The 14875-nt window shown below is 59.1% G+C and carries 12 protein-coding genes and 1 pseudogene; 9 read left to right on the top strand and 4 right to left on the bottom strand.

Annotated elements, in window-relative coordinates; genetic code table 11:
- Positions 1-13: 13 nt before the first annotated feature.
- The 7 genes from pstA (at position 14) to AB5Y76_RS05460 (ending at position 8104) form a co-directional block, all read left to right on the top strand.
- Positions 14-1663: a phosphate ABC transporter permease PstA gene (pstA, locus tag AB5Y76_RS05490; protein WP_019446688.1), complete on the top strand. Its 1650-nt coding sequence runs from the start codon at positions 14-16 to the stop codon at positions 1661-1663.
- Positions 1664-1796: 133 nt separating this feature from the next.
- Complete coding sequence (gene pstB, locus AB5Y76_RS05485) at positions 1797-2615, top strand: phosphate ABC transporter ATP-binding protein PstB (protein WP_005334102.1); 819 nt, start codon at positions 1797-1799, stop codon at positions 2613-2615.
- Between the two features lie 85 nt (positions 2616-2700).
- Positions 2701-3411: a phosphate signaling complex protein PhoU gene (gene phoU / locus AB5Y76_RS05480; RefSeq protein WP_005334097.1), complete on the top strand. Its 711-nt coding sequence runs from the start codon at positions 2701-2703 to the stop codon at positions 3409-3411.
- Between the two features lie 190 nt (positions 3412-3601).
- Positions 3602-4921: a hemolysin family protein gene (locus AB5Y76_RS05475; RefSeq protein ID WP_005334094.1), complete on the top strand. Its 1320-nt coding sequence runs from the start codon at positions 3602-3604 to the stop codon at positions 4919-4921.
- Between the two features lie 19 nt (positions 4922-4940).
- Positions 4941-5483 (top strand): hypothetical protein, encoded by a 543-nt coding sequence (locus AB5Y76_RS05470; RefSeq protein ID WP_263717660.1) that lies wholly within the window; start codon positions 4941-4943, stop codon positions 5481-5483.
- A 293-nt stretch (positions 5484-5776) separates the two neighbouring features.
- Positions 5777-6679 carry a homocysteine S-methyltransferase family protein gene (locus AB5Y76_RS05465; RefSeq protein ID WP_263717661.1) on the top strand — a complete coding sequence of 301 codons (903 nt, stop codon included), beginning with the start codon at positions 5777-5779 and terminating at the stop codon, positions 6677-6679.
- Positions 6680-6688: 9 nt separating this feature from the next.
- On the top strand, positions 6689-8104 hold the full coding sequence (locus tag AB5Y76_RS05460; RefSeq protein ID WP_263717662.1) for a basic amino acid/polyamine antiporter: 1416 nt from the start codon (positions 6689-6691) through the stop codon (positions 8102-8104).
- Positions 8105-8201: 97 nt separating this feature from the next.
- Here AB5Y76_RS05460 and AB5Y76_RS05455 read toward each other — a convergent pair whose 3' ends face one another.
- Complete coding sequence (locus tag AB5Y76_RS05455) at positions 8202-9041, bottom strand: sterol desaturase family protein (protein ID WP_263717663.1); 840 nt, start codon at positions 9039-9041, stop codon at positions 8202-8204.
- 168 nt (positions 9042-9209) lie between these two features.
- On the opposite strand from AB5Y76_RS05455, the gene AB5Y76_RS05450 reads away from it, so the two are divergent.
- On the top strand, positions 9210-10001 hold the full coding sequence (locus tag AB5Y76_RS05450; protein WP_005350714.1) for an ABC transporter substrate-binding protein: 792 nt from the start codon (positions 9210-9212) through the stop codon (positions 9999-10001).
- 124 nt (positions 10002-10125) lie between these two features.
- Positions 10126-10482 (top strand): annotated as a pseudogene (locus AB5Y76_RS05445) (IS1 family transposase); the annotation flags it as partial.
- Between the two features lie 77 nt (positions 10483-10559).
- Here AB5Y76_RS05445 and tyrA read toward each other — a convergent pair.
- The 3 genes from tyrA to glgC all read right to left on the bottom strand — a co-directional run bounded on the left by tyrA (position 10560) and on the right by glgC (position 14606).
- On the bottom strand, positions 10560-11687 hold the full coding sequence (gene tyrA / locus AB5Y76_RS05440) for a bifunctional chorismate mutase/prephenate dehydrogenase (RefSeq protein ID WP_263717664.1): 1128 nt from the start codon (positions 11685-11687) through the stop codon (positions 10560-10562).
- 135 nt (positions 11688-11822) lie between these two features.
- Positions 11823-12896, bottom strand: coding sequence for a 3-deoxy-7-phosphoheptulonate synthase (locus AB5Y76_RS05435; RefSeq protein ID WP_263717665.1), 1074 nt, complete (start codon positions 12894-12896; stop codon positions 11823-11825).
- 408 nt (positions 12897-13304) lie between these two features.
- The gene (gene glgC, locus AB5Y76_RS05430) at positions 13305-14606 is read right to left on the bottom strand and encodes a glucose-1-phosphate adenylyltransferase (protein ID WP_005334047.1); all 1302 of its coding nucleotides are present in this window, start codon (positions 14604-14606) and stop codon (positions 13305-13307) included.
- Between the last annotated feature and the right edge of the window lie 269 nt (positions 14607-14875).

Genomic DNA, 14875 nt, shown 5'->3' with positions numbered 1-14875 from the left:
CAAGGAATCGACAATGGGTAAGTGGTTTAAATCAGGGGCCCCCTGGATCTGGATGACCGGCGGTGCCGTCAGCCTGAGTCTGGTGGCGGTACTGGGTCTGCTGCTGCTGATCGGCTGGCGTGGTCTGGTCTACTTCTGGCCGCACCCCATCTATGAGTGGCAGCTGGAAGACGCCAGTGGCAACAAGAGCGTTCTGATCGGCGAGATCAACGATCGCGAGCAGGTACCGGTAGAGCGACTGCGCGCTGCAGGTCTGCCACTGGAAGGGGAAGAGCGCGAGCTGCTGACCCGCTATCTGGTCAAGACCGGCAACCGCGAGTTCGTTGACCTCGATTTTCGCTGGGTGCTGGAGACGGACATCAAGTCCCAGAGCCAGCCGGCTGAGCTGGCCATGGTTGAGCGTGCCACCAACGGCAACTTCTACGGCTATATCGTCGGGGTGAAAGAGGATGGCCGCGAGCTCACCTCTGATCTGCATCCTGCCCTGCAGCGGGTGCTGGCGCGAGCCAATGCCCTCTCCGAACAGGCCAACGATCTGCAAAAAGGGGACATCGGCAGCATCAACTATCAACTGGAGCGGCTGCGCCTGAAAGAGCGCAAGGCAGAGCTGGATGACAAGCTGACCGATCAGCTCAAAGCCGAACTGGCCAGCGAGCGTCAGGCCCTCAACGATCGTTATCAGGTGCTGGAAAAAGAGCTCTTCTCCCTGCGTAGCCAAGCCGATCGCGACGCCATCACCGTCAAGGATATGCGTGGCGAGCTGGTGACCATGCCGATGTCCAAGGTACTGGACGTGGTATGGCCCAACGACATGAGCCTGCTGGCCAAGGTGGGTCACTGGTTCCACCAGATCGGCAAGTTCGTCTCTGACGATCCCCGTGAAGCCAACACCGAGGGCGGGGTGTTCCCGGCCATCTTCGGTACTGTGTTCATGGTGTTCCTGATGGCGATCATCGTGACCCCGCTGGGGGTGGTGGCGGCAGTCTACCTGCACGAATATGCGGGCAAGAACAGCCTGACCAAGATCATCCGCATTGCGGTGATCAACCTGGCGGGCGTGCCCTCCATCGTTTACGGCGTATTTGGCCTGGGCTTCTTCGTCTACACGCTCGGTGGTTCGCTGGATCAGCTGTTTTACCCGGAAGCGCTGCCGAGCCCGACCTTTGGTTCACCCGGCGTGATCTGGTCGGCGCTGACCCTGGCTATCCTGACCCTGCCGGTGGTGATTGTCTCCACAGAAGAGGGGCTGGCACGGATCCCGAGCACCATCCGTCAGGGCTCGCTGGCACTGGGCGCGACCCAGGCCGAGACCCTGTGGCGAATCGTGCTGCCGATGGCGAGCCCGGCCATCATGACCGGTCTTATTCTGGCGATTGCCCGTGCAGCCGGTGAAGTGGCGCCGCTGATGCTGGTGGGGGTGGTGAAACTGGCACCGACCCTGCCGATGGATGGTAACTTCCCGTATCTGCATGTGGAGCGCAAGTTCATGCACCTGGGCTTCCACATCTATGACGTCGGCTTCCAGAGCCCCAACGTCGAGGCGGCCCGCCCGCTGGTCTACGCCACCTCCTTCCTGCTGGTGACGGTGATCGTGGGTCTGAACCTGACAGCTATCGGTATTCGTAACCACTTGCGCGAGAAATTCCGGTCGCTGGAGCATTAATTCGGCGCCGCTTGAGTGATACAAGAGTGAGATAACAGAGGGGCGACCGAGCGCGAGCCGCCATCTCTCTGCACCAATACGTGAGGGGCGCCGGCAGCTGTCCGGCCACTCCAGATAGATTTTGAGGTAACAGATGATCAACGTAACGACCACGTCTACCCAGCACACCGCGCTGGACCTGCTCAACCTGACCCCGGAGCAGACCGCGCTGGAGGTGAAGGATCTCAACCTGTACTACGGCAGCAAGCAGGCGTTGTTCAACGTCAACATGAAGATCCCCAAAGGGCAGGTGACCGCCTTTATCGGCCCGTCAGGCTGTGGCAAATCGACCCTGCTGCGCTGCATCAACCGGATGAACGATCTGGTGGAGATCTGCCGCATCGAGGGGGAGATCCAGCTGCACGGCCACAACATCTATGACAAGAGCGTCGATGTTTCCGCCCTGCGCCGTCAGGTGGGCATGGTGTTCCAGCGCCCGAACCCCTTCCCCAAGTCCATCTACGAAAACGTGGTCTATGGTCTGCGCCTGCAGGGGATCAACGATCGTCGCACTCTGGATGAAGCGGCCGAGCGCTCCCTGCGTGGTGCGGCCCTGTGGGACGAGGTGAAGGATCGTCTGCACGACAACGCCTTCGGTCTCTCCGGTGGTCAGCAGCAGCGTTTGGTGATTGCCCGTGCCATTGCCATCGAGCCGGAAGTGTTGCTGCTCGATGAACCGACCTCGGCGCTCGACCCCATCTCCACCCTCACCATCGAGGAGCTGATCAACGAGCTCAAGAGCCAGTTCACCGTGGTGATCGTGACCCACAACATGCAACAGGCTGCGCGCGTGTCGGATCAGACCGCCTTCATGTACATGGGCGAGCTTATCGAGTACTCGGATACCAACACCATTTTCACCACCCCGGCCAAGAAAAAGACCGAAGATTACATTACCGGTCGTTACGGCTAAGGAGAGGAGAGGATGAATCTCAGCAAACAGATTGGCAGTCGGTTCAACGGCTAAGGCATAATCGGAGCAATCAAGGATTATTTGTATGGACAATATGAACCTCAATAAACACATCTCCGGTCAGTTCAATGCCGAGCTAGAGAGCGTGCGCAACCAGGTGCTGGTGATGGGCGGTCTGGTGGAGCAGCAACTCACTGACGCCATCGCGGCGATCCACGATCAGGATCTCGATGCGGCCCGCAAAATCGTGGCCAACGACCACAAGGTCAACGCGATGGAAGTGGCGATCGACGAGGAGTGCACCCGCATCATCGCCAAGCGTCAGCCGACAGCATCCGACCTGCGACTGGTGATGGCCATCATCAAGACAATCACCGATCTGGAGCGCATTGGCGATGTGGCCGACAAGATCGCCCGCATGCTGACCGACAACGCCAACAAGCCGCAGCCGCCGTTGGTGTCGCTGGAGAACATGGGCCGTCGCACCATCAAGATGCTGCACGATGTGCTCGACGCCTTCGCCCGCATGGATCTGGATGCGGCGCTGGCGGTCTACAAGGAAGATGACAAGGTAGACCGCGAGTACGAGTCCATCATTCGCGAGCTGATGACCTATATGATGGAAGATCCCCGCACTATCCCCCAGGTTCTCAACGTCCTGTGGGCGGCGCGAGCCATCGAGCGGGTCGGCGATCGCTGCCAGCACATCTGCGAGTACATCGTCTACTACGTGAAAGGCAAGGATGTGCGCCACACCAAGGCGGACGATCTGGGCACCCTGCTGGGCAAGGGCTAACCGGAAGTGAATAAAAAGGCGCGTGAAGCGCCTTTTTTGTTGCATAACTGGTCGGAGTAAGATAAAGCCCCCAACTGGCTGTTTTCTGATAGAATACTCCCCCTGTGTGAGTCCCGGATGGGCTCACGGTCCGGTCTCCCGGGCCCAGTTTGCCGTCTTGTGCTAAGGCGGGTGTAGCAATAGGTTAATCATGAGTTTTGCCGATAGTTTGTTCTTTTTAATGCTGCTGGTTGGCGGCAGTGTGTTCTTCTCCCTCTCCGAGATCTCTCTCGCCGCGTCTCGCAAAATCAAATTGCAGGTGATGGCGGATGAAGGTAATCGCCAGGCCGAAAAGGTGCTGGCCCTGCAGGCCCAACCGGGCAACTTTTTCACCGTGGTGCAGATTGGCCTCAATACCGTCGCCATTCTGGGCGGTATCCTGGGTGAGTCAGCCCTCAACCCCGCCATCAAGGGGATTGTCTCCCAGTTCTACCAGGGACCCTGGCTTGGCGAGATCAGCTCCGGTGCCTCCTTCGTGTTCGTCACCGGCATGTTTATCCTGATCGCCGACCTGATGCCCAAGCGTCTGGCCATGACCATGCCCGAGCAGATTGCCGTGGTGGTGGTGCGCCCCATGCTCTTCTTCGTCACCGTGTTGATGCCGCTGGTGTGGGTCTTCAACGGATTGGCCAACTCCCTGTTCCGTCTGATGCGCGTCTCCACGGTGCGTAACGACGAGATCACCTCCGACGATATCTATGCGGTGATGGATGCCGGTGCCGAGGCGGGGGTTATCCAGCGCGAGGAGCATCAGCTCATCGAGAACGTGTTCGAGTTGCAGTCCCTTGGTGTCACCTCTGCCATGACGGCCCGCGAGAGCCTCATCTACTTCACCCTGCAAGAGAGTGAAGAGAGCATCAAGGCGAAGATCGCCGAGCATCCCCACAACAAGTTTCTGGTCTGTGACCACAACCTCGACAGCATCAAGGGCTTTGTCGATGCCAAAGAGCTGCTGATCCGCGTTATCGGCGGCCAGAGCATCGACCTGATCGGTGGCAACCTGGTGCAGAACGTCATCATCATCCCCGATACCTTGAACCTCTATGAGGCGATGGAGTACTTCAAGAATCATCGTGGCGACTTTGCCGTGGTGATGAACGAGTACGCGCTGGTGGTGGGGATTGTCACCATGAACGACCTGATGAGTACCGTCATGGGCGAGTGGGCCACCCACGTGGTGGAAGAGCAGATCGTCCAGCGCGACGAGAACTCCTGGCTGGTGGACGGGGTCACCCCCATCTCCGACGTGATGCGCGCCTTCGATATCGAAGAGTTCCCCGAGAACCAGAACTACGAGACCATCGCCGGCTTTATCATGTACATGCTGCGCAAGATCCCCAAGCGCACTGACTCGGTCAAATACGCCGGTTACAAGTTCGAAGTGGTCGATATCGACAGTTACAAGATTGATCAGCTGCTGGTTACCCGGGTCGAACCGGCTGTGGCCGAGAAGCCAGCTCAGGAATCGTAAAAGGAGCGACATAAGAGTCATGAAGATGCAGTCTCATTCCCGTGCGCTGGCCTGTGTCGCGCTCGCCCTGGCACTGGGTGCCTGTAGTCAGAGTGCGCCGCGCAAAGCCACAGTGGTAGCCAAGCCGGTAACCCCCAAGCCTGCCGTGGTCGTGCCGCAGCCGGATCCCGATGCGGTGGTGCAAAGCGGCATTGCCGAGCCGAGCCCGGTCTTTGACGAGCAGTACCACGGCCCGGATCAGGGCTCGCTGGAGTCGGTGACCGCCCTGTTTGCCCGTGGCTACATCGAGTCCGCCATGCGCGAGACCATGCTGGCGGCGGTGCACAACGACTATCCGCTGCTCGGCATGCGGGATGTGCGGTTGACCGATCCGGTCTCCAAATTCCTCACCTCCGAGCATGCGGCCACCACGGCCCATGACTACCTTTATGCAGGCGTACAGCGTCGCCTCGGTCGTCCGCTCAGCCCTGCCCAGTGGGAGCAGATCTGGCGCGGTTTGCCGCAGCAGGGTCGGATCTCCGACTGGGTCAAACAGATCAAGCGAGTGCTGGCCGGGCGTTAAGTCGCCAGAGGATCAAGATAGTGATGAGGCCACCTTCGGGTGGCCTCTTGCATTTCTGCGTTTGCCTCGCCGTTTGCACGCTGATTTCTGCTGATACTGATTGCCGCCCGTGGCACTTTGTTTTATCTTGTTTTGGCCATCTAAACATCTATATGTTTTTATGGCTGCATAATAAAAGGGCTTCCCAAGATGAAGCAGGACGATCTGCAGCGATTCGATGTGAAGCCGCAGATCAACAAAACAAACAGATAAATACGCAAATAAACAACGCACATAACAAAGAGACACGACAGATGGAAACCAGGGAATTGTGGGTGCTGGATGGGGGCATGGGGCGCGAGTTGGCACGGCGGGGGGCACCGTTTCGTCAACCCGAGTGGTCGGCGCTGGCCTTGATGGAGGCGCCAGAGACGGTGCGTGATGTGCATCAGGCCTATGTGGCGAGCGGGGCCCGGGTCATCACCACCAACAGCTATGCGCTGGTGCCGTTTCATATCGGCGATGAGCGTTTCTTTGCCGACGGGGAGGGGCTGGCAGCCCTGGCTGGTCAGCTGGCCCGTGAGGTGGCTGACGAGCAGAAGGGCGCCGTGCAGGTGGCGGGTTCTCTGCCACCGTTGTTTGGCTCCTACCGTGCCGACTTGTTCAAGGCGGACAGGGTGAGCGAGCTGGCAACGCCGCTTATTCGGGCGCTATCCCCTTATGTGGATATCTGGCTGGCCGAGACCATGAGCCTGATTGCCGAGCCACTGACCCTGAAAGCGCTGTTGCCTGACGATGGCAAGCCGTTCTGGGTCTCCTTCACGCTGGAAGATGAGGCGCCGGGCAACGAGCCGCGACTGCGCTCCGGCGAGCGAGTCGCCGATGCGGTGACCGCGCTGGTGGCGGCTGGAGTCGATGCCATCCTGTTCAACTGCTGTCAGCCCGAGGTGATCGAGGGAGCGCTCAAGGTGGCAAGTGCTGCGTTGCAGGCAGAGGGTCGCAGCGACATCCGCCTCGGAGCCTATGCCAACGCTTTCCCGCCGCAGCCCAAAGAGGCCACCGCCAACGACGGACTGGACGAGATCCGCGCCGATCTGGGGCCGCTGGATTATCTCGGCTGGGCCGAGCGCTGGCGCGGGGCTGGGGCGAACTTGATCGGCGGTTGCTGCGGTATCGGCCCCGAGCATATTCAGGCGCTGAGCAGCCGGTTGCGCTAAGGAGCACCCATGAAAGAGAACAAGATTGGGCTCTGGTCCCTCACCGCGCTGGTATTCAGCTCCATGGTGGGGGCGGGGATTTTCAGCCTGCCCCAGAACATGGCCGAGGTGGCAGGCGCCCGCGCCGTGCTGATCGGCTGGGGCGTGACGGGTGTGGGCATCCTGGCGCTCGCCATGAGTTTTCTCTATCTGTCGCGACTCAGGCCGGATCTCGACGGCGGCATCTACAGCTACGCCCGCGCCGGTTTTGGCGATCTGGTGGGCTTCTTCTCCGCCTGGGGTTATTGGCTCTGCGCCACCATCGGCGTGGTGGGTTATCTGGTCATTGCCTTTGCGGCGCTGGGCAGCTTCGTCGATACGCCGGAGCAGGTCTGGTTTGGTGAGGGCAACACGCTGGCAGCGTTTGTCGGCGAGTCCTGCATCCTTTGGGCGGTGCACCTGCTGGTGGCCCGCGGCGTGCAGCAGGCGGCGCTGTTCAATCTGGTGGCGACCCTGGCCAAGAGCCTGCCGCTGCTGCTGTTTATCCTGTTCGCCTGCTACTTGTTCGATCCGGTCACCTTCGCGGCGGATCAGCAGGGCAGCACCCTGGCGGTGCCGGTTTCCGAGCAGGTGCGCAACACCATGCTGATCACCCTCTGGGTCTTCACCGGTATCGAGGGGGCAGCGGTGCTGTCGGCCCGCGCCCGAAACCGACGGGATGTGGGCACCGCCACCGTGCTTGGGGTGCTATTGGCGCTGCTGCTCTATGTGCTTATCTCGGTGCTGGCGCTCGGAATATTGAGCCGACCCGAGCTGGCGGCGCTGCCCAACCCCTCCATGGCAGGGCTGATGGCCCAGATGACCGGATCCTGGGGCAAGCTGCTCATCAGCGTCGGCCTTATCGTCTCGGTGCTCGCCTCCTACGTGAGCTGGACCCTCTTCTCGGCCGAGGTGCCGTTCAGCGCGGCCCGCCACGGCGCGTTTCCCGCCATCTTCCGGCGCCAGAACCGCAACGGGACGCCTATCGCATCGCTCTGGCTCACCAGCCTGACGGTGCAGACTTGCCTGCTGCTGGTGTGGCTGCTCGGCAAGGGCTACACCAGCCTGCTGCTTATCTCTACCTCGATGATTTTGGTGCCCTACCTGCTGATCGGCCTGTTCTTGCTCAAGCTCTCGTTCAGCAAGAAGGGTGAGGGCGGGCAGGGCCGCGGTCTGATGCGGGCGGTAGCGCTGGTATCGAGTTGTTACGGTTTCTGGCTGCTCTATGCTGCCGGGGTGGAGTATCTGCTGCTGTCGTTGTTGCTCTACGGGCCGGGTCTGCTGCTGTTTCTCTACAGCCGTCGTCAGCTGGGCGCAGATCTTTGCCTGAGTGGTCGCGAGCGGCTGTTGGCCGGAGTGACCTTGCTGAGCCTGATCCCCGCCGTCTGGTCGTTCACCCATCTCTGACACCGAAGATATGGCTGACCATAAAAGAGAGCGCTACCGTGGCGCTCTCTTGTTATCAGGGACTGGTTATCAGGGGCTTGCTATTCGGGGCGAAGGCTCAGCGGCTGGCAGGTCCGGCCGGTTTGCCAAACAGCACTGCGAGTTTTTGTCGCCAGGGTAGGCCACGGGCGTCGCGCAGCATGTCGCGCCACTCGTGGAAGGTGAGGGTGAGGGGATTGAAGCTGTGGAGCGGCTTGGTGATGCCAAAGCGACACGGCTCGGCAGGATCCTCCTCGACAAAGGTGCCGAACAGTCGATCCCAGATAATCAGCACCCCGGCGAAGTTGCGGTCTATGTATTTGGCGTTGCTGGCGTGGTGCACCCTGTGGTGGGAGGGGGTGTTGAAGATCCACTCAAGCCAGCCGAGCTTGCCCACCACCTGGGTATGGACGAAGAACTGGAAACCCAGACTCAATAGCACGGTGGCGACCACCGCCTCGGGCGGGAAGCCGATGACAATCATCGGGATCCAGAACAGCCACATGCCGGAGATCGGATACATCAGGCTCTGGCGAAAAGCGGTGGAGAGGTTGAGCCGCTCCGAGCTGTGGTGCACCACGTGGGAGGCCCACAGCCAGCGGACATGGTGGCTGGTGAAGTGGAACAGCCAGTAACAGAGATCCTGCAACAGGAACAGCAGCAATACGCTCCAGAAGGTGAGCTCGATATCGAACAGTCGCCAGCCCCAGAGGGTGTCATACAGATAAGCAATGGCGATGGCCGCCAGCGCATCGCCCCCTTGGTGCATCAGGGCCAGGGCGGCGTTGGCGAACAGATCCCGCCACTGGTAGGTGGCGGTTGGAAAGGCCGCGCCATGTTTGCGCAGGTAGAGCATCTCCCAGCCGATAAAGGCCAGAAAAATCGGGGAGAGGTAGAGCAGAAGCAGTTGCACATCCATATGCGGCCATCCATTCAGAGCAATTGCTCTCCAGCATAAAGGATGGCTTTAATAATACATTAACATTTTTCTGCCAACGAAGAGATGGCATGAATTATGGCGCGGCAGCAGAGGAAGGCGCGCTGGATGGCTATGCTTGATGCAGGCTTTTTCAGGAGGTGCTGGCTTATGCGCGTCTGGTGTTGCTTGTTGCTGGGGTTGTGCATGATGGCGCACGCCAAGACCCGGGTCGAGATCCTGGCGGATGCCGCCTATCCCCCCTACTCCTGGCAGGAGGGGGAGGAGGTCAGGGGGATCTATGCCGACATTATCCGAGAGGTAACCTCTGCCATGCCTGACTATGAGGTGGTGCTCAAGCCCATGCCGTGGCGGCGCGGTCTGAGCATGGTGGAGCAGGGGGCTGCCTTCGCCATTTTTCCACCTTACTACATGCCCGATACCCGCCCTTACATGTGGCCCTACTCCCAGCCGATGCTGGATGAAGAGCTGGTGGTGATGTGCGGTGCCAGTGTGGCGGCCAATACCCCGCAGGCCAGGTTTCCGCTCGACTATCACGGTTTACGCTTTGGCATGAACGCCGGTTTTGCCGTCGGCGGCGATGCCTTTTGGCAGGCGGTAAAAGAGAAGCAGATCGACGTGGAGGAGGTGAAAAGCAATCGGGAGAACCTGCTCAAGATTGTCCGCGGCCGGGTCGATTGCACCATCAATGATCGCCTCTCCCTGCTCTATGAGTTACTCAACATGATAAAGGCCGATCAGCTGGCGGTGGCCGATATGTCCCTGCTCAAACAGGGGCCGGTGCTCAGCAAGGAGCAGGGGTTTCTCGGCTACAGCCGCAAGGGGGAGTACCCCTACAAACAGGCCTTTATCGACCAGTTTGACAAGGAGCTCTATCAGCTCAAAAAACGTGACGGGGTGAAAGTGATCGTGGAGCGCTATCTGGGAAAGTCCCCGCGCTGAGCCGATGAGATGGGCACTCGGGTTCAGCTGGGTTAAGCCTGCTCAACATGTAGTGGTCTAATCATCCCGGACACCATTTTAGGTGGTACAGTCGCCACCATGACCTGAGGTGTTCAATGACAAGATCGGCAATAAACAGCATCGACATTGGCTTTGGTATGCCTTTGATACCAAGAGAAAACGAGTCGTGGCATATACCTTTGGCCCGCGCAACGATGAGACATGCCGCCGCTTGCTGAGCCTACTATCTCCGTTCCAGATTGGTTTTATCACCAGCGATGACTGGGGAAGCTATGCCAGAGAGGTACCGAGCGAGATGCATCTGACCGGGAAGATATTCACCCAGCGTATCGAGCGTAACAACCTGACGCTCAGAACGCGCATCAAGCGATTGGCTCGCAAAACCATCTGCTTCTCTCGTTCCATTGAGCTCCACGAGAAAGTAATTGGTGCTTTTATCGAAAGGCACCATCTCAACTGATTGGAGGCATTACCCAAAAAGGAAGATGCCCAGCTATCTTCCTTTTCTGGCGATATGAGGTAGCGGCTTTTGCAGGATCAGCCGTGTTGGCGGCGGTCGTTGGCCTGGGCGAGTAGCATGCGGCTTTCACGCAGGAACTGGTCGGCATGCTCGCCGAAGAAACCGGAGACTTGCGAGAAGGCCTCGATGAAACCGTCCCTGTCCCCCCGCTCCAGCAGCCCCAGCGCTTCACCGAAGTTCTGGTAGTAGCGACGGATCATCGCCAGATTCTGCGGTGACGACAAAATGATATCGGCATAGAGGTGGGGATCCTGAGCGAACAGCCGCCCCACCATTGCGAGCTCCAGCCGGTAGATGGGGGAGCTCAAACTCAGCAGGCGATCCAGATTGGCCTGCTCCCGGGAGAGGTGCCAGCCATAGGCAAAGGTGGCGAAGTGACGCAGTGCCTGAATGAGGGTCATCGCCTCATCGTGGGCCTTGGCTTCCACCTGTTGCAAGCGGGCGCCCCAGATGGTCATCTGATCCAGCAGCCATTGGCTGGCGGCGGGGTCACGACCCTGGCAGCAGACGATCACCTGCTTGGCGAGACTCGCCACATCCGGCCCGAACATGGGGTGCAGTCCCAGTACCGGCCCTTGGTGCACCGCCAGCATATGTTCGAGCGGCGCCGCTTTCACGCTGGTGACATCGACCAGCAGGCAGTGGGCGGGCAGGTTGCCGAGGCGGTCGATGATCTGGCAGGTGATATCGATGGGCACCGCCACCATCACCAGACCGGCTCCGGCGAGGATCTCGTCAGCGTGCGGCCAGTCGGCTTGTTCCAGCGTCTCGACCCGATAGCCTGAGAGGCTGAACATATGACCGAACAGCCGACCAAGCTGGCCCTGACCGCCGATGATGGCCACCTTGCCAAGATCCGGCTTTATGCATTTGAAGCCTGTATCTTTCTCGCTGGCATAAGATTCACGCATGACCCGGCGCAGCACGTCTTCGATGAGATCGCCGGGCACCCCCAACTGCTCAGCCTCGGCGCGGCGGCGGGCCAGCATGCTCGCTTCCCGATCCGGTGCATAGATGGGCAGGCCGTGGCGGCTCTTTACCTCACCCACTTCTCCCACCAGGGCCAGACGGGCGGCCAGCAGATCGATCAGCTGCTTGTCCACCGCATCTATCTTGTCCCTGAGTACATTCAACTCTTCAGCCATATCCAGTCCCTGCTGGCGCCGCGAGCGGCGGCGCCCTGAAATTCAAGATGCAACAAGGTATCACGGCATGAGCTGCCAGATGCCACCTGCGGTGATACCCAGATTGTTCAATAGGTTACGACAAGATACCACGGCTTACCGTGCAGTTCTGCCCTTGAGGGGGTCAGCCAGCTGGTTGTGGCAGCGGGCCAGCAGGGTGGCGGTGGTGTCCCAGTCGATACAGGCATCTGTGATGGAGACCCCGTAGTGCATCTGCTCCTTGGGCTGCTCGCTGGACTGGTTTCCTTCGAACAGGTTGGATTCGAGCATCACCCCGATGATGGAGCGGTTGCCCTCCTGGATCTGATGGATGACGTTATCAGCCACCTTGGGTTGCAAACGGTGATCCTTGCTGGAGTTGCCGTGGCTGCAATCCACCACAAGGCTCGGCAGCAGGCCCGCTTTTTCCAACGCCTCTTCCGCCAGTGATACGTTGACCGAGTCGTAGTTGGGATGTTTGCCGCCGCGCAGGATCACGTGGCTATCCGGGTTGCCCTGGGTCTGCAGCAGCGCAACCTGGCCCTGCTGGTTGATCCCCATAAAGGCGTGAGGGGAGGAGGCCGCCTGCAACGCATTAATGGCAGTCCCCAAGTTGCCGTCGGTGCCGTTCTTGAAGCCGACCGGCATGGAGAGACCTGACGCCATCTCCCTGTGGGTCTGGGATTCGGTGGTGCGGGCGCCGATGGCTGACCAGGAGAAGAGCTCCGCCAGGTATTGCGGGCTGATGGGGTCGAGCGCTTCGGTGGCCAGCGGCAACTCCAGCTCCGCCAGCCAGCAGAGCAGCTCGCGGGCACGGTGCAGCCCCAGCTCCACATCGAAGGTGCCATCCAGATTGGGGTCGTTGATAAAGCCTTTCCAGCCGACCGTGGTGCGCGGCTTCTCAAAGTAGACCCGCATGACAATGTAGAGAGAGTCCTGATAGGCATCATGCAGCGCTTTGAGTCTGGTTGCGTACTCTTTGGCGGCATCCATATCGTGGATGGAGCAGGGACCACAGATCACCAGCAGCCGGTGATCGCGGCGGTGAATGATGTCGGCGATGGTATTACGGGCCCCTTGCACGAATGCCAGCGCCTTGTCGGAGATGGGTAACTTCTCCTTGAGCTGGGCAGGCGTGATCATCACTTGTTCGGACTGGATATGGATGTTGTTCAGGGGGTCTCTTTGCATGATTTCATTCTCTCTGCTGTATTAAGCCAAAAGCAGGTGTGCCGATATGTTTACACTGGTACCTGCTTTGTTACGCAACCGCCATCACCTTACCAAGGAAAAACAAACAATCAAGTGAAACCAGTGGGTTTACCGCTAAAAAGTCAGATAAAGGAGCTGCTATATAGTGCGAACAGGAATAATACAGAGAGGTTTTCGGAGGGTTTATGGTCATTTCGTAATTTAATGTTTACAGTTTGAGGCGTAAAGGCTGCATTGTTCAGCTGTTCGAGCACAGTGAATGTCATCTCTGCTGCACAGCTACGCGATGGCAATGATGGTGTGAGGTGGCTATCTGGTCAGCCATAGAAAGAGGGAGCCATAGTGGCTCCCTTTGCGGTAGGAAGGGGGATCCCGTCTGGCTGCGGATCAGCGCTTTTGTTTTCCCTGCAGCTCTTTGTTCAGGCGAGTGAGCATCCCCTGGGTGACCAGCACGATGCCCTGCTCGGAGCGGTGGAAGCGACGTGCATCTTCATCGGCGTTTTCACCTATCACCGTGCCTTCCGGCAGTTTGCACCCCTTGTCGATCACCACCCGGCGCAGTCGGCAACCGGCACCAATCTCCACACCCGGGAAGATAACGGCCTGATCCAGAGTGCAGAAGGAGTCGACCCGCACATTGGTAAAGAGCACCGAACTCAGGATGAAAGAGCCACTGACGATGGTGCCCCCGGCAAACATGGAGTTGATGGTCATGCCGTGCTGGCCGTTTCGGTCCTGCACGAACTTGGCGGGAGGAGTCATGTTCTGACTGGTCCAGATGGGCCAGTCCTGATCGTAGATATCGAGCTCAGGCGTGACGGAAGCGAGATCCATATTGGCCTCCCAGAAGGAGTCCACGGTGCCCACATCGCGCCAGTAGGGGCGGCGATCCGGACAGCAGCCGACACAGGACATGCCAAACGGGTGAGCGAATGCGGTGCCCTCTTTCACCACGCGGGGGATCACGTCCATGCCGAAATCGTGATGGGACTGCTCGTTGGCAATGTCCTCTTCCAGCAGCTGATAGAGATACTCCGCATCGAAGATATAGACGCCCATGGAGGCCAGCGCGGTGTCGGCCTTGCCCGGCATGGCGGGCGGGTTGGCAGGCTTTTCGACGAAGGCATTGATCTTGCGATCATCATCCACCGCCATTACCCCGAAGGCGCTTGCTTCACTGCGTGGCACCTCGATGCAGGCAACGGTCACCTTGGCGCCCATATTGACGTGGTCGAGCAGCATGGCGGCGTAATCCATCTTGTAGATGTGGTCGCCTGCCAGTACCACCACATATTTGGGGGCGTGATCGCGGATGATATCCAGATTCTGGTAGACCGCATCGGCGGTCCCCCGATACCAGTTCACCTCATCCACCCGCTGCTGGGCAGGGAGCAGATCGATAAACTCGTTCATCTGGTAGCGCAGGAAAGACCAGCCCGATTGAAGATGGCGCAACAGGCTGTGGGATTTGTACTGGGTCACGACACCGACCCGACGGATGCCGGAGTTGATGCAGTTGGAGAGCACGAAATCGATGATGCGGAATTTGCCGCCGAAATGAACGGCAGGTTTTGCACGGTTGTCGGTTAACTGTTTGAGGCGACTACCCCGCCCTCCTGCGAGTACCAAAGCCATGGTCTCGTTCAGCAACTGTCTGGATTTTGCTGTATTGGCAGGTTGTAACAACATCTCATATCCCTTTGTAGATAAATCACTACAATGTTGCCTCCTTTGAGCCCTCAAGAAAGTGCTTTCAGTCACATTTTATGGTTTGCGACGTAATAAAATGACCTTTTTGTTATTAAAAATGACGGGTTGATCCGTCATTGCTTTCAAAATGGTCAGTTGTCAATTGAAGCGAGCCGAGCAACAAAAGGGGCGGCGAGAGACCGAGAGGAGGGATGGAAAAAGCCCCTGCCAATGGTTGGCAGGGGGCCCGGTTTGTTGAGACCCGGTAA

This window comes from Aeromonas sp. R1-2 (genome assembly GCF_040908505.1).
Lineage (GTDB): Bacteria > Pseudomonadota > Gammaproteobacteria > Enterobacterales > Aeromonadaceae > Aeromonas > Aeromonas veronii.
This window is presented reverse-complemented; position numbering and strand designations above follow the sequence as displayed.